Source organism: Streptomyces sp. NPDC037083, from assembly GCF_055606485.1.
On the sequence record NZ_JBVJSQ010000001.1, the window covers coordinates 421,509 to 436,457 of the forward strand.

Here is a 14,949-nt window from a genome sequence, read left to right on the forward strand (position 1 = left end):
AAACCCCCACACGCGCGGGCGCCGCCCGACTAGGCTCACAGCCTTTGTCGAGCGGCGCCAACTACCGCTGGTCCCCGATGAATTGGGGCGGGTTGTTCAGATCTGCCCATCCTCCAGCATTTCGGTCACAAGCGCCGCGATCTGGGACCTCTCGGACCTGTTCAGCGTGACGTGCGCGAAGAGCGGATGCCCCTTCAGTTTCTCCACGACGGCGACGACCCCGTCATAACGCCCGACCCGCAGATTGTCCCTTTGCGCCACATCGTGGGTCAGAACCACCCGGGAATTCGCGCCGATTCGGGACAGAACGGTGAGCAGCACATTCCGCTCGAGCGACTGCGCCTCGTCGACGATCACGAAGGCGTCGTGGAGGGAGCGGCCCCGGATGTGGGTCAGCGGCAGGACCTCCAGCATCCCGCGCGCGGTGATCTCCTCGATGACCTCGCGGCTGGTGACCGCGGACAGCGTGTCGAAGACCGCCTGTGCCCAGGGGCCCATCTTGTCGGCCTCGGAACCGGGCAGATAGCCCAGCTCCTGCCCGCCCACCGCGTACAGCGGCCGGAAGACCATCACCTTCTGGTGCTGACGGCGCTCCAGGACCGCCTCCAGGCCCGCGCACAGCGCCAGCGCCGACTTGCCGGTGCCGGCCCGGCCGCCCATCGACAGAATCCCGACGTCCGGGTCGAGCAGCAGGTCGAGCGCGATGCGCTGCTCGGCGCTGCGGCCCTTGATGCCGAAGGCCTCCCGGTCGCCGCGCACCAGACGGACGTTGCCGTCGGCGGTGACCCGGCCCAAGGCCTTGCCGCGCTCCGACTGGATGGTCAGACCGGTGTGCACGGGAAGGTCGGCGACCTCGGCCACGTGCAGGTGCCCCTCCTCGAAGAGGATGTCCACCTGCTCGCCGGACAGGACCAGTTCGGACATTCCGGTCCAGCCGGAGGAGCCCGTGATGGCGAGCTCGGCGCGGTACTCCTCGGCGAGGAGACCGACCGAGGACGCCTTGATCCGGAGCGGGAGGTCCTTCGACACGACGGTGACGTCGAATCCCTCGGCCTGCAGGTTCCGGGCGACCGCGAGGATGCGGGAGTCGTTGTCCCCCAGGCGGTAGCCGGTCGGCAGCACACTGGGGTCCGAGTGATTGAGCTCGACACGGACGGTGCCGCCGAGTTCCCCGATCGGGATGGGGGCGTCGAGGCGACCGTACTTCACCCGGTAGTCGTCCAGCAGACGCAGCGCCTGCCGGGCGAAGTAGCCGAGTTCCGGATGGTGCCGCTTGGCCTCCAGTTCCGTGACCACCACGATGGGGAGCACGACCTCGTGCTCCTCGAAGCGGGTCATGGCGTTCGGGTCGGCCAGCAGGACGCTGGTGTCGAGAACATAGGTGCGCCGGTCTGGCATACGGCGCTTTGTGCTGGTCACCACGGAAGGACGTACCCCCTCGGATGAGGTCGGGGAGCGACGGAGTGGAGCTGGACCGGTCGTCGGCCGCCCTGCGCGGGCCGAGAACCGGCCCCCCGCTGCTTGTTCCGTGCCGTGACCGCACGGTCGGGCTGGTGCAAAGGGCCTCCCGGGCGGACGGCCCCGTGCCGTCCGCTGAGATCCGACACCCGTGGTTCGGGCGTCGACCTGCTTGGCTTATGCCCTCTAACAAGCGCCGCCATGCCAAGGCGCAGGACGGCGCGCCGGTGAACTCCTCGTTACTTCCGCCCCAAACGGGGTACACGGGACGCCCTCGCGGGGCGTCGGCGGGTGTGTGTCTCAGCCGCCGTAACGCCGATGGCGGGCCGCGTAGTCGCGCAGCGCCCGCAGGAAGTCGACCTTGCGGAAGGCCGGCCAGAAGACCTCGCAGAAGTAGTACTCCGCATGCGCCGTCTGCCACAGCATGAATCCGGACAGCCTCTGCTCGCCGCTGGTGCGGATCACGAGGTCGGGGTCGGGCTGGGCGCCGGTGTAGAGGTGGCGGCCGATCAGGTCGACGCTGACGGAGTCGGCGAGGTCCTCCATGGAGGTGCCCCGGTCCGCCGCGTCCACGATCATCGAGCGCACGGCGTCGGCGATCTCCTGGCGACCGCCGTACCCGATGGCGACGTTGACCAGTATCCCGTCGACGTGGGCGGTGGACTCCTCGGCCTCCTTCAGCGCGGTCTGCACGTGGGAGGGGAGGATGTCGGGGGTGCCGACGTGGTGGACGCGCCAGCGGCCGTCGGCGGCGAGGGTGCGCACGACGTCCTCGATGATGCCGAGGAGCGGGACGAGTTCCTCCTGGGGGCGGTCGAGGTTGTCCGTCGACAGCAGCCAGAGGGTGACGACCTCGACGTCCGTCTCGGAGCACCAGCCGAGGAACTCCTCGATCTTGTCGGCGCCGGCCCGGTGGCCGTGCTCGGTGGTGGAACCCGCGGCTTTCGCCCAGCGTCGGTTGCCGTCCATGATGACGCCGATGTGCTTGGGCACCTGAGCGTGGTCCAGGTGGCCTTCCACCCGGCGTGCGTACAGCCTGACCAGAAGGCCGCGCAGCTTGTCGCGCAGGTTCACGTGATTGTCAGCCCCTCCGTACGGTGCGGTCCCCGCGGGGCGCAGCCTACCCCCGTGGGTGCCGGGGCAAAAAAACGGGCCGGTCCGTGGGGGGGAGACGGACCGGCCCGAGGGGGGGTTTCCACCATAACCCTTCGTAAGTGATGCTGCGTGCATCGGCGCGCCACAACTACTCTCCGGAGTCGATCGACGACGCCCCGGTGGCCTTTTACGGCATGGTTCGTGGGTGGTTCATGGCCGGAACACAGCCGATTCGCAGGAGAACGAGCCGATCACCGAAGGAAGCTGAGGTTTCGCGGCGCCTTGGGCCCTGCTCGGCGGCCCGTCCACCCGTCCCCCTGACGGGCTAACCCGGCCGCGAACGCCCGCTTGACGCGAGCGTCACCGCGCAGCCCCCTCCACTGCGCGGTGACGTCCACGCAGCTTTGCTCACGCGAATTGCCTGGGCCCGAACTTACGCGAGGCGGGCGGCGGATGCGAACCGATCGCGATAACGATGTGGAAACTCCGTGGAGACGGCGTGTCGCCCGACCGGCGCTTCCCGGCCAATTCGGTCCTACGGGCGGCGGGCCTCGACGAGGTGGCGGGTGCTGTGGGCGACGAAGGGACCTTCGGCCTCGATCCGCTCGTGCAGGGCGCGCAGTCGGGGCCGGTAGGCCTCCACCGTGAAGCCGGGGACCATCCACACCACCTTGCGCAGGAAGTGGACTACGGCGGCGACGTCGTGGAACTCGACGCGCAGCCGTTCCGCCCGCAGGTCGACGACCTCCAGCCCGGCCGCCTCCGCGTCGGCGCGTTCGCGGTCCGGGTGGCGGTTGCCGCTCACCGACTGCGGCTGCGGCCCGAGGAAGTACTCGACGAGCTCGAAGACACTGCGGGGGCCCACATGCTGGGCGAAGTAGGTCCCGCCGGGCTGCAGGACGCGCGCGATCTCCCCCCACAGGGGGCGCACCGGGTGCCTACTGCTGACCAGGTCGAAGGAGGCGTCCGCGAAGGGCAGCGGGGCGTCTTCCGGGGAGGCGACGACCGCGATGCCGCGCGGACGGAGCAGGGCCGTGGCCTTGGCGACGTTCGCCGGCCACCCCTCGGTCGCGACGGTCAGCACCGGGGCCTTGGGGGCGGCCCGGCCGAGGGCGAAGTCCAGGACCTCCCCTCCCCCGGTCTGCACGTCGAGCGCCGCGCTCGCCACCGCCAGCCGCCCGGCCAGCGACATCGCGTACCCCCAGGAGGGCCGGGCCTCGGTGGCCCGTCCCTCGAACCAGGAGAAGTCCCACCCTTCGGTGGGAACGGCGGCCCCTTCGGCGAGCAGGTCCTCGAAGGCGCTCTTCCCGTCGCCGTCCTCGTGGCCGTCCCCGCCACGGTTCCTGTCGTTCATACGACGATCGTGTCAGAGGGGCCGCGAGGCCGCCGTCAATTTCGGGGTCGCTCGTAGTTCAGCAGCACGACCCCGTTGCCGAAGGCCTGCGTCCCGGTGAGCCGGAGTGCGGTCTCCGTCGGCGTATCGGTGCGCGGGAAGAGGGGCTTGCCCCGGCCGATGAGCACGGGATGGACGTAGACGCGCAGTTCGTCGACGAGGTCGTACCGGAGGAAGGCGGCGGCGAGGTCGGCCCCGCCGAGCCCCAGGTCCCCGCCCGGCTGCTCCTTGAGGGCGGTCACCTCCTCGGGGACGACGTCCCGGACGATCGTCGTGTTCCACTCGGCGCGCTCCAGCGTGCGCGAGTAGACGATCTTCGGCGTCTCGCGCCAGATGCCGGCGAACTCGGCCATGGTGGCGGGCACGTCCGGGTCGGCGTCCGCGGTCGGCCAGTAGTCGGCCATCAGCTCGTAGGTGATCCTGCCGTGCAGGAGTCCGCCCATCCGCCCGACGGCTTCGTTGAAGTGCCGGTGCAGTTCCTCGTCCACGCGGTGCCAGGAGATGTCCCTGTCCGGACCCTCGATGTATCCGTCCAACGACGTCGACATCATCAGAACGATCTTCCGCATGCGACGGCCCCTCACGTGTCCGGCTCGCTACCGTGCAGAGGGTAGCGAGGCGGCCGAGGGGAGACGGGCATGGCGCGCTGGCGGGACGGCAGCGGCGAACTCCTGGTGGGCGGGGTCCGGGTACCGCTGGAGATCGCCGCTTCGTACCGGGCACGGACCCGAGGTTTGCTCGGGCGGGACTTCATGGACGGGGCGATGCTGTTGTCGCCGGCCGGCGGGGTGCACACGTTCGGGATGCGCATGCCGATCGACGTCGCCTATCTCGACCGCCGGCTCACCGTCATCGCGGTGCGCACGATGCGGCCGGGACGGCTGGGACTGCCTCGGCTGCGGTCCCGGCACGTCCTGGAGGCGGCGGCCGGGGCGATGGAGGGGTGGGGGCTGGCGGCCGGGGTGCAGGTGCGGGTGTGCGCGTCCGCGGGCGCGTGAGGCTCAGCCCGCGGTACGCGGGAACGTGACCTCCACCCGCCGGTTCTTCTTGCGTCCGGCCTCGGTCGAGTTGTCGGAGATGGGGTACTGCTCGCCGTAGCCCCGCACCTCGAAGGTGATGTCCGGGTCGTTCAGCCTGCCCGCGAGCTGCGCCTGCACGGCGTCCGCCCGCTGCTTCGACAGGACGTCGCCGTGCGCGGAGGAGCCCAGGTTGTCCGTGAAGCCGAAGACGCGGACCACGGTGGTGTGCTGCTTCTCGATCTCCTCCGCGATCGTTGCGATGCGGGACTTCGCCTCCGTGCCGAGTCTCGCGCTGTCCTTGCCGAAGAGGACCTCGGCCTGCAGAGCGAACGTCACGTCCGCGTTGGTGTCCTCGCGGCGCTCGTCGCCCGACTCGTCCTCGACGACCTGCTTGATGTCGAGCACCTTGGGCTCGGCGAGGGTGCCGCCCTCGGGCAGCTTGAGGTCGGGGTCGTTGGGGTCCACGTCCACGGGTGCGGTGGCGGTGGCTTCGGTACCGGGCGGAACGCTGGGAGCGGTGTCGGCCCGCACGGCGGGAACGGGGGCGACGAGCACGACGGTGGTGGTGAACAGCGCCAGGGTGAGGCGAGGGCGCGGGTTCCGGGCAGGGCGCATGACGGACCTCACCCGGAGATCGTGATCGGGGCCGAGGCGAAGGTCGGCAACTGGAAGGTGACGTCGGCGGTGCCCGAGGGCGGCGCGGGGAACTGCATGAAGACGGAGAGGCTTTCCCCGGACTTGACGGTCGAGAACCCCGAGGTCGTCAGCGGCCGTCCGTCCGTGTCGCGGAGCACGTAGTACCGCTTCTTCCCCTTGGGATCGACGAGCGTGGCCCCGCCGAGCGACCTGCCGTTCCTGACGATCTCGGTCTCGTTCCCGCTCAACGCGGCAGGAACCACGACGCTCTTGTCGCCGTCGTTCTTCAAGGTGCCGTTCACGGTGACGAATCCGCCGGAGTCCCGCTCGGCGGAGCTGATCTCGAGGAGCAGCCCGTCCGAGCCCTTCAGTTCGGCCAGGGGCGTGTCCGACTGCCCTTCCTGCGTGCTCGGCTTGGAGTCGGTCCCCTTCGACGGCGACGAGGACGTCTCGGGCTTCTTGTCGTCCCCACCACCGCCGCACGCCGTCGCGCCGAGAGCGAGACCGGCCGCCACAGCCACCGCGATCAGCCCCCGGCGGGCCTTCGTCGTGAACCCCATGCCCATGTCCCTGCTTCCTTCGTCGCTCGTCGTACGTTGTCAGTCGGTCAGATGGACGCGGAAGAGGTCCTGAGGTTCCGGCATGCTCGTGGGGTCGTCCGGATCCGGCGCCCAGTTGCCGCTGTCCTCACAGGTGAATTCCGGCAGGACGTCCGCCGGCGCGTCGTCGCCGGGCTGTTCGAAGGAGCAGAGCGGCTCGATCACGGCATGCGCAGTGGCCTTCGACTGGAAGTCCTCCGTGCCGGGGACGATGGAGTCTCCGACGGACTTGTCGGTGCGGACGTCGACAGTGAAGTCGAGGCCGTCCTCGTGACAGGTGCCGATACTGGCGTCGTTCTGGGCGGCCAGCTCGTAGGCGCGCCAGCACGAGGGGGTCAGCCCCATCGCGACGCCGGCGAGGATGTCCTGCCACTTGGTCGGATCGAGTACGTTCTCCGCCCACCTGTCCGCGAGTTGGTCCCGGGTGTCCTGGGCCGCCGCGAGCGCCGCGGCGTCCGCCGCCGTCTGGGCGCCGTTCCTGTTCGCGGCGGCCTGGCCGACCGCCAGGTAGGCGAACGCGAGAAAGAGCAGACCCGCCACCACCATGATGTAGATGGGGAAAGCCTGCCCTGCGTCGCCGCGCGCCGGGTTCAGCCGCCGGTGACCTCGGCGATCTTCGCCGTGATCGCGTCGTAGATCGTCTGCCCGATGTCCGTGCCCGTGATGGCCAGGACGATGGCCACGACCACCGCGATGATGCCCAGGTACTCCACCGCCGTCTGGCCCTTGTCGCTGCGGGCGGCGCGGGCCTGGAAGTACGCGACGGTGGTGTTGATCCAGTTGGTCATGCTGTGCCCCTCCGGGTGTCGCGTGGCCGGCTCGCTCGGCGCCGGTACCGCTGTCGGCACCACGAGCGTAGGCCTGAACACCCGTTCCGCCAGAGGGCCTCAGGGCCCAATTCCGGGCCCATTCCCGTCCCGCCGGTCTCTCGCGCCACCCCCTCATCACCCGTCACCCCACCCCTCGGCGCGACGCCCCCGCCGTGGTCCCCAGCCACTTGGCCGCGGCCTCGGAACGGCTGCCGCTGTGCAGCTTGGCGAAGATGCGGTTGATGTGGTTCTTGACCGTCTTCTCGCTGATGAAGCAGATGGCGGCGATCTGCCGGTTGTTCATGCCCGACGCGATGAGATCCATGATCTCCGCCTCCCTCCCGCTGAGCGCGTACCTCGCTCGTCCCGTCGGCGTCGATTTTCTCACGGAGGATTGCAACTGCGAAAGCGATTCCTCAGAAGTCAGAGAAAATAGGGGTGTAGGGTCCACTTTGGTGTGTGCAGTCGCACTTCCCTGGATATGCTCCAGGACCGCCGTCGCCGCCGTGGGGGTGAAGTGGGCCCTGCCTCGCATGACGTCCCGCACCGCCGAGACCAACTCCTCCACGGTGAACTCCCCGTGGACCAGGTAGCCCCCCGCCCCACCGCGCAGGGCCTCCTGGACGACCTCGGCCTCGTGGCTGTACGTCAGCATCACCACGCGGGCGAGCCGGGCCAGGTGGGGCAGGGCCGCCAGGCCGTCGACTCCGGGCATGCGGACGTCCAGCAGGACGACGTCGGGGCGGTGACGCACGGCGGCCTCGTAGGCCTCGCGGCCGTCCGCCGCCTCCGCGACGACCGTGACGTCCTCCCGGCCGGAGAGCAGGGCGGTCAGGCCCGCGCGGACCACCGGGTTGTCGTCGGCCACCACCACCCGCACGGGCACGGGCCGGGGCGGCGGGGGGAACGGGGGGTGCACGGCGCCGGGGCGCGGCGGTGTGTCCGGCATGACGTGGCTTCCGTTCGGGTGAGGGACGTCGTTCATGGGCGCGCCCCCGTGAGAGGGAGCTCCAGGCGGACTTCGGTGCCGCCGGGGTGCGCGCCGCGGCCGATGTGGATGCGGGCGCCGATGGCGGCGGCCCGTTCCACCATGCCGACCAGTCCGAAGTGACCGGAGCGGCGGAGCTGTTCGAGCGTGGTGCCGGCGGGCAGACCCCGGCCGTCGTCGTACACGCTGATGCACAGGTGGTCGCCGTGGACGCCCGCCTGGACGTCCACGCGGGTCGGATCCGCGTGGCGTTGCACGTTGTCCATGGCTTCCGAGGTGATCGTCAGGAGATGGCGGGCGACCGCGGGCGGAACCGGGAGCGTCGCGCGGTCGCCCGTGGTGCGGTAGCTCGCCGTCAGGCCCGTGCGGTCGGCGAAGTCACGCGTGCGGACGGCGAGTTCGGGCAGGAGGTCGACGTCCTGCGCCGGGTCCGGTGCGTCCTGGCGCAGTTCGGTGAGGAGTTCGCGGGACTCGGCGGCGGCACGGCGGGCGGCGCGGGCCACCAGGTCGGCGTGTTGCCGCACCCGGCCGGGGTCCATGTCGGGCGACCCAGCCGACCGGGCCAGGGCGTCCGCGGCGAGGGCCACGCCGTGCAGCGTCTTGGCCACGGAGTCGTGCATCTCGCGGGCCAGTCGGGCGCGTTCGGCGGCGACCGCCTCGGTGACGGCGAGCCGGGCCCGGACGGTGGTCAGCGCCTGGGTCGCCGAGCCGAACCGCAGCATGAGGTTGCGCAGGGTGGAGCCCATCGCGCCGGTGACGACGCAGAGACCGGGCAGCAGCAGTCGTTCCGCGACGCCCGTGTCCGGCCCCTCCCGCAGCGCCGCGCAGACCACCAGCAGTATCAGCGACTGGAGGGAGGCGAAGCAGGCGGCGCCCCGCCAGCCGTACACGATGCCGGCGAGCAGCGGGGTGCAGACGCTGACGTACGCGAGGGTGGTGTCGGGGCCGGCTGAGATCAGCAGCAGGGCGCCGAACGCGGTGTCCACGGCGAGGAGCGAGGGGTGGCGCAGCAGGAGCGGGCCGAAGCGTTCCCAGTCGCGGAACAGGACGTACGAGCCCATGAAGGTGACGACCACGGCCGCGCCCACCAGACGGACGCCCATGCCCGGCGCGGCGTTCAGGAGGGCGGAGGGCGCGGCGACGGCGATCATGGCCAGGCGGAAGCCGAAGACCTGCCGGCACATGGCCTGGAGGGCGTTCACCTGGAGGGAGACGTCCTCGGGAGCCTCCCGCGCCACCTCCCGCGCCGCCTCCCGCACATCCTGCGCCGGAACCGCCCCCGAACCGCTGCTCCCGCTCCCTGCCTCCGCCCACGCCGGGCCCGCCGGTGCGAGGTCAGGCCGCGCCAGGGCCGCCGACGCCGGGTCCGCCGCTGCCGGGGCCACCGGTGCAAGGGCGGGGGCCGCCGGTCCCGGGTCGAGCCGCACCGGGTCCGGCCGCGCCGGAGCCACCGGTGCAGGCACCAGCCCTGCCGGGGCCGCCGGACCCGAGTCGAGCCGCGCCGGAGCCACCGGTCCCGAGTCGAACCGCATCGAGTCCGGCCGCGCCGAGTCCGGCCGCGCCGGAGGCACCGGTCCCGGGTCAGGCCGCGTCGGGTCAGGCCGCGCCGGGGCCGTCGGTGGGTCGGGGCGTCGCCTCTGCAGGCCGCCGGGTGTCCTCGTGGTCGCCGTCATCGCCGTCCCCCGCCCGCCTAGTCGCCCGTGAGCGGGCTGAAGTCCGTGCCCGAGCCGAGCAGCAGGCCCGCGCCGAGCAGCAGCATGGTGGCCGGGACCATGAACGTGGTGATCATCAAGGTGGCCCGGGGCACCGCCCTGGCCGCCTTGCGGCGGGCGTTCTGGGCGTCCGTGCGGCGCATGTCCTTGGCGATCGAGACCAGCGTGTCCACGATCGGCGCGCCCAGTTCCTCGCCCTGCTGGAGTGCCGTGACGAACATGGCGACCTGCTCGGAGTCGTTGCGGCGGCGCAGCTCGGCGAAGGCCTCGCGGCGGCTGACGCCGAGGTCCATCTGACGCAGGGTGATGCGGATCTCGTCCGCCCAGGGCCCCTCGTACCTGGACGCCACCCGGCCGAGCGCCTGCCGGAAGCCCAGCCCCGCGCTGACCACGACGGCGAGGACGTCGAGGAAGTCCGGCAGGGTCCGCTCGATCACGTCCTTGCGGATGCGGATCGCCGCCCAGATGCCGACCTCGGTCCAGAACGCGGCGAACGCGAACAGCACGAGAGCCAGCACGATCCTGCCCTGGAGGAGGAAGACCAGCCCGCCGAACCCGCCCAGGGCGCCGTACACCGCGCGGCGGGCCGCGTAGCGGTCGAGGGTCAGGCCGCCCGGGTTGCCCGCCAGGTCTATCTTCCGGCGGTACTTGGCCACCTGCTTCGGGCCCATGAGGCGCAACACGGCGGGCGCGTACCGCATGCCCAGGCGGTCGACGAGGGAGTCGACCGCGCCGGTGCGGGTCGCGCCGACCTCCAGGGCCAGCGCCAGGTCCGGGGGGAGTTTGGCGTCGGCCCGGTACATGCGGATCCCGGCGAAGGCGCCCCAGACGCTGAGGCCCATCACGGTGGCGAGCAGCAGTTCCATGATTCGTGCTCCCTTCCGGGCCGCTCAGACGTCGATCCGGGACATGCGGCGGATGAGGACGAAGCCGACCGCGTACAGGCCGAAGGCGATGATGACGGCGCCCTGGCCGACCGGCGATCCGGTCATGCGTTCCAGGGCGCCGTCCTTGACCCCGTTCATCAGGAAGAGGGAGCCCACCCCCAGCACCGGCACGGCGTAGGCGGTGGTGTTCACCTGCGACAACTGCGTGCGCACCTCGCGCCGGGTCTCCTTGCGTTCCTCCAGCGTCTCCGTCAGGTTGCGCAGGGCGCCGACGACCTGGCCGCCGGCGCGGTTGGACAGGACCAGTGTGGTGACGAGGACGACCAGTTCACGGGAGGGGAGGCGGTCGGCGAGTTCGCCCAGGGCGTCGTCCATGGAGTGACCGACCGCCAACTGATTGGCCACCTTGGCCAGTTCCTCGCCGGCCGGCGCCTCCAGCTCTTCCGCGGCCATGCCGATGGCGGTGCGCAGCGCCAGTCCGGCGTGGGTGGCGTTGGCCAGGATGCGGGCGAGTTCGGGGAGTTGGTTGATGAACTTCTCGATGCGTTTCTGGCGCTGCCAGTTGAGGAACTGCCAGGCGGCCCAGATGCCCAGGAGGCCGGCCAGCGGGCCGAAGAAGGGGGCCAGGGTGGCCTGGCCGATCAGCCACAGGCCCGCCACCGTCGCCAGCATGCAGGCGAAGAACTCGCCGGGCGTCACGTCCAGGCCCGTCGCCGCCAGCCGCAGCTCCAGCTTGCGGCCGGCCCGGGTGCGGCGCAGCCGTCGGTCCAGGCCGCGGAACCGGCGTCGGCGGCCGCCGCCGGGGAGCTGACCGGTGTGGGACAGGCGCTCCACCAGCTCCGCCCGCTGCGCCCGGCCGCGCCCGTAGACGTGCAGGCCCACGACGGCCAGGACGCAGGTCAGCAGGGCCACGCCGGTGGTGAGGGCGGTCAGGGTGTCGAGGTCCATCGGCGTCACCGGGCTTCCCGTGTCGTCAGTTCGTGTGCCGCTCGCGCCACTCCGAACGCCTGCGGTACGGGCTGGCTCGCCATGTACAGGCGGTCCGCGGTGCGGCGCGGGAGGGGGAAGTACTGGAAGGCGCCGTGGACGCGGCCGTCGGCGGTCATCGGCTGGGCGTCGAAGCGGGCGATCGTGGCCAGCCGGTACGGCTCCCCGCCGTGGCTGTCGAGGAGGGCGATCTCGGTGACGCGACGGGCGCCGTCGGCGAACCGGGTGAGCTGGATGATGACGTCCACGGCGCTGTTGATCTGGTCGTGGAGGGCGACGAAGGGGATCTCGACCTCCGACATCGAGGCGAGGGTCTGCAGCCGCATCAGGGCGTCCTCCGCGCTGTTGGCGTGCACGGTGGCCAGGGAGCCGTCGTGGCCGGTCGACATCGCCTGGAGCATGTCGAGCGACTCGCCGCCGCGGACCTCGCCGACCACGATCCGGTCGGGGCGCATCCGCAGGGAGTTGCGGACCAGGTCGCGGATGGTGATGCGGCCGTTGCCCTCCACGTTCGGGGGGCGGGACTCCAGGCGGATCACATGGGACTGCTGGAGCTGCAGTTCCGCCGAGTCCTCGATGGTGATGATGCGTTCACCGTCCGGGATCAGGCCGGAGAGCGCGTTCAGCAGCGTGGTCTTGCCGGTGCCCGTCGCGCCCGAGACGATCACGTTGAACTTCGCCTGCACCAGGCCCGCCAGCAGGTACAGCATGTGCTCGTCCAGCGAGCCGAAGCCGACCAGCTCGTGCAGGGTGAAGGAGCGGGGGAAACGGCGGATGGTGAGGACGGGACCGCTGAGCGACAGCGGGGGGATGATCACGTTGACGCGTTCGCCGGAGGGGAGGCGGGCGTCGACCATCGGGTTCGTCTCGTCCACCCGCCGGTTGACCGTCGAGACGATGCGTTCGATCGTCTGCATGAGCTGGTCGTTCGACGCGAAGCGCAGGGGGAGCTGCTCCACCCGGCCGCCGCGCTCGACGAAGATCGCGTCCGGCCCGTTCACCATGATCTCGGTGATGGACGCGTCCTCGAGCAGCGGCTCGAGGATGCCGAGGCCGAGCGCCTCGTCGACGACCCGGCGGATCAGCTGCGCGCGTTCCGCCGTCGACAGCACCGGGCCCTCGCGGCTGATGATGTGCCCCAGCACCCGTTCGAGGCGGGCCCGGCGTTCGGCCGCCGCCAGCGAACTCATCTCGGCGAGGTCGATCTCCTCCAGCAGCTTGGCGCGGTAGGAGGAGACGAGATGGCCGTCCTCGGCCCGCCCGTTCTCCTCGGGGGTGGTGATGCGCGCCCGCAGGCTCATGTCGGATGCCCTTCCCTCAGTGGTCGACCGGCATCGTGGCCGTCTTGTGGGCCTGGCCGAAGTCCCCTATGCCGGGGATGACGGACGGGATGGTGACGGTGGAGGTGACCCGCACCTCGTCGCCGGTGTACGCGGGCTCGCAGCTCGCGTCCAGCCAACTGCTCACCGCCTGTTGGCAGTCCCCCGCGTAGTCCTCGTCCAGCGAGGCGCTGCGCGCGCCGGTGCGCGCCGCCGTCCCCGCCTGCTGCGCCGCGTACGCGATCAGGCCGAGCTGTACGGCGGCCAGCGCGACGGCGAGGAGGACGGGAAGGAAGCCCAGGTACTCGATGGCCGCCTGGCCCCGGTCGCGGCCGCGGTGCCCTCGCCCGCGGGTCCGTCGTCGCCTCGGGTACGCCATCTCAGTCGCCGTCCTCTTCCTCGACCGCGCCCGCGTGACCGCGCACCGGGAACGGGAAGTCGATCAGGCCCGGGAGGAGGACGGGGACGTGCAGGGTGACGTCGGCCGTCACGTAGTCGCTGCCGCCGCAGGTCACCTCGGCGTTCGCCTGCCACGCGTCGGGCAGCTTGTCGGTCCCCGCCTGCTCGCACACTGCCGGCCGCTCCCCCCGGTGCGCCGCCGTCCCCTCCCGCACCGCCTCGTCGGCAGCATTCCCCGCGAGGGTGAACGTGTATCCCATGAGCACGAACTGCCACACCACCACCAGGGTCACGATGATCGTCGGGATCACGCCGAGGAACTCGACGGTGACCTGGCCCCGGTCGCGTGCGAGGAACGCCCTTGCCTGCCGTGCGGTCATCTCACTCCCTCCGCCGCCGGAACCCCGCCGGCCCGCGGTCCGCGCCGCGCCCCCGTCCGCCGCCCCTGCGCACCAGGGCGGTCTCCGGCGCCTTGACCAGTCCCAGCTCGCCGGCGAGCGCCCACAGGGCCTGGCGGACGGCGCCCTTGGCGTCGAGGGCGTGCACGCGGCCGGCGTCGACCGCGGCCTGGAGTTCCTTGAAGTTGGCGGGGATCGCGGTCGCGGCGACGGCCGTGCCGGTGATCTTCTGGATGAGCGGGGGCTGGATCTCCGTGGCGCGGGAGTGCCGGTTGACGACGACGGTCGTCTCCTCGGCCTTGCGGATCTGCAGCCGGTCCCACATGCGGACGGTGCGTTTGGCGCCGCGGACGGCGACCACGTCGGGGGTGGTGACCAGCAGGGCGCGCTCGGCCAGTTCGACGGCCGCCGCCCCCGCGCCGCTCAGCTGGGCGCCGCAGTCGACGACCACGACCTCGTAGCGGGAGCGCAGGGCGGTGAGGATCTGACGGGCGGCGCGGTCGGTGACCTCCTCGCCGCGTTCGCCCTCGCCGGGGGCGAGCAGGAGCGCCACGCCGGTCTCGTGGCGGAAGACGGCCTCGGCGAGGATGCGGGGCGAGATGTCGGTGATCGCGGCGAGGTCGACGACCGAGCGGCGGAACTGGACGTCCAGGTAGGAGGCGACGTCACCGGCCTGCAGGTCGAGGTCGACGAGGGCGGTGGTGCGGCCGGACGCCTGGGCGGCGAGGGCGAGCTGGACGGCCGTGAGGGTCGCGCCGACGCCTCCTTTGGCGCCGCTGACGGTGACGACGGTGCCGCCGACCCCGGTGAACACGTCGCCGCCGTGGCCGAGATGGCGTCGTACGCCGACCGACCACTGGGCGACGGCCTGGACGCGGCTGGCGAGGTCCTCGTAGCTCAGGGGCAGGGTGACCAGGCCGCGGGCGCCGGAGTCCATGGCGGCGGCGAAGAGCCCGGGGCCGACGTCGGTGGTGACGAGGATGACGCCGACCGCCGGGAAGCGCAGCGCGACCTCGCGGACCAGCTCCAGTGCGGGCACCGGGCCGATGCGTTCGTGGACGACGACGACCTCGGGCAGTTCGTCGACGGACTCGGCGGCGAGGCGGGCGAGGGTGTCCACGAGCTGGGTGGAGTCGGTGACCGGGGCGACGGGCTCGGCGTCGGGCAGCTGGCTGAGCAGGGTGGTGAGGGAACGGACCGCGTCCGCGTCGCCGACGGCCGGGAGGATCCTCGTGGGCATGGGCGGCGGC

At 71.6% G+C, this 14,949-nt stretch carries 17 protein-coding genes; 1 reads left to right on the forward strand and 16 read right to left on the reverse strand.

The genetic code is table 11. The annotated features are described in order from the left end of the window. Positions 1-96: 96 nt before the first annotated feature. The 4 genes from ACZ7DE_RS01955 to ACZ7DE_RS01970 all read right to left on the reverse strand — a co-directional run bounded on the left by ACZ7DE_RS01955 (position 97) and on the right by ACZ7DE_RS01970 (position 4,515). Positions 97-1,422 carry a PhoH family protein gene (locus ACZ7DE_RS01955; RefSeq protein WP_470756895.1) on the reverse strand — a complete coding sequence of 442 codons (1,326 nt, stop codon included), beginning with the start codon at positions 1,420-1,422 and terminating at the stop codon, positions 97-99. A 336-nt stretch (positions 1,423-1,758) separates the two neighbouring features. Further along, entirely contained in the window at positions 1,759-2,532 is a 774-nt protein-coding gene (locus ACZ7DE_RS01960) for an isoprenyl transferase (protein ID WP_470756897.1), read from the reverse strand. 556 nt (positions 2,533-3,088) lie between these two features. Continuing rightward, positions 3,089-3,907, reverse strand: a complete 819-nt coding sequence (locus ACZ7DE_RS01965; protein ID WP_470756899.1) for a class I SAM-dependent methyltransferase — start codon at positions 3,905-3,907, stop codon at positions 3,089-3,091. A gap of 35 nt (positions 3,908-3,942) precedes the next feature. After that, positions 3,943-4,515 carry a dihydrofolate reductase family protein gene (locus ACZ7DE_RS01970; RefSeq protein ID WP_470756901.1) on the reverse strand — a complete coding sequence of 191 codons (573 nt, stop codon included), beginning with the start codon at positions 4,513-4,515 and terminating at the stop codon, positions 3,943-3,945. A 69-nt stretch (positions 4,516-4,584) separates the two neighbouring features. On the opposite strand from ACZ7DE_RS01970, the gene ACZ7DE_RS01975 reads away from it, so the two are divergent. Then, positions 4,585-4,944 carry a DUF192 domain-containing protein gene (locus ACZ7DE_RS01975; RefSeq protein WP_470756903.1) on the forward strand — a complete coding sequence of 120 codons (360 nt, stop codon included), beginning with the start codon at positions 4,585-4,587 and terminating at the stop codon, positions 4,942-4,944. A gap of 3 nt (positions 4,945-4,947) precedes the next feature. Here ACZ7DE_RS01975 and ACZ7DE_RS01980 read toward each other — a convergent pair whose 3' ends face one another. The 12 genes from ACZ7DE_RS01980 to ACZ7DE_RS02035 form a co-directional block, all read right to left on the reverse strand. Continuing rightward, complete coding sequence (locus tag ACZ7DE_RS01980; protein ID WP_470756905.1) at positions 4,948-5,580, reverse strand: OmpA family protein; 633 nt, start codon at positions 5,578-5,580, stop codon at positions 4,948-4,950. A gap of 8 nt (positions 5,581-5,588) precedes the next feature. Next, the gene (locus ACZ7DE_RS01985) at positions 5,589-6,167 is read right to left on the reverse strand and encodes a hypothetical protein (protein ID WP_470756907.1); all 579 of its coding nucleotides are present in this window, start codon (positions 6,165-6,167) and stop codon (positions 5,589-5,591) included. A 33-nt stretch (positions 6,168-6,200) separates the two neighbouring features. Next, positions 6,201-6,794, reverse strand: coding sequence for a pilus assembly protein TadG-related protein (locus ACZ7DE_RS01990; protein ID WP_470757923.1), 594 nt, complete (start codon positions 6,792-6,794; stop codon positions 6,201-6,203). Continuing rightward, positions 6,791-6,988: a hypothetical protein gene (locus tag ACZ7DE_RS01995; RefSeq protein ID WP_470756909.1), complete on the reverse strand. Its 198-nt coding sequence runs from the start codon at positions 6,986-6,988 to the stop codon at positions 6,791-6,793. Before ACZ7DE_RS01995 ends, ACZ7DE_RS01990 begins: the two co-directional genes overlap by 4 nt. 163 nt (positions 6,989-7,151) lie before the next feature. After that, positions 7,152-7,958 carry a response regulator gene (locus ACZ7DE_RS02000; protein WP_470756911.1) on the reverse strand — a complete coding sequence of 269 codons (807 nt, stop codon included), beginning with the start codon at positions 7,956-7,958 and terminating at the stop codon, positions 7,152-7,154. Between the two features lie 32 nt (positions 7,959-7,990). After that, entirely contained in the window at positions 7,991-9,181 is a 1,191-nt protein-coding gene (locus ACZ7DE_RS02005) for a sensor histidine kinase (RefSeq protein ID WP_470757938.1), read from the reverse strand. A gap of 506 nt (positions 9,182-9,687) precedes the next feature. Continuing rightward, positions 9,688-10,575, reverse strand: a complete 888-nt coding sequence (locus ACZ7DE_RS02010; RefSeq protein WP_470756913.1) for a DUF5936 domain-containing protein — start codon at positions 10,573-10,575, stop codon at positions 9,688-9,690. 24 nt (positions 10,576-10,599) lie between these two features. Beyond that, complete coding sequence (locus tag ACZ7DE_RS02015; protein WP_470756915.1) at positions 10,600-11,544, reverse strand: type II secretion system F family protein; 945 nt, start codon at positions 11,542-11,544, stop codon at positions 10,600-10,602. Between the two features lie 5 nt (positions 11,545-11,549). Then, positions 11,550-12,884, reverse strand: coding sequence for a CpaF family protein (locus ACZ7DE_RS02020; protein ID WP_470756917.1), 1,335 nt, complete (start codon positions 12,882-12,884; stop codon positions 11,550-11,552). Positions 12,885-12,900: 16 nt separating this feature from the next. Then, entirely contained in the window at positions 12,901-13,281 is a 381-nt protein-coding gene (locus tag ACZ7DE_RS02025; RefSeq protein ID WP_470756919.1) for a TadE/TadG family type IV pilus assembly protein, read from the reverse strand. Between the two features lies 1 nt (position 13,282). After that, positions 13,283-13,681 carry a TadE/TadG family type IV pilus assembly protein gene (locus ACZ7DE_RS02030; protein WP_470756921.1) on the reverse strand — a complete coding sequence of 133 codons (399 nt, stop codon included), beginning with the start codon at positions 13,679-13,681 and terminating at the stop codon, positions 13,283-13,285. 1 nt (position 13,682) lies between these two features. Further along, complete coding sequence (locus tag ACZ7DE_RS02035) at positions 13,683-14,939, reverse strand: AAA family ATPase (RefSeq protein ID WP_470756923.1); 1,257 nt, start codon at positions 14,937-14,939, stop codon at positions 13,683-13,685. Positions 14,940-14,949: the final 10 nt, after the last annotated feature.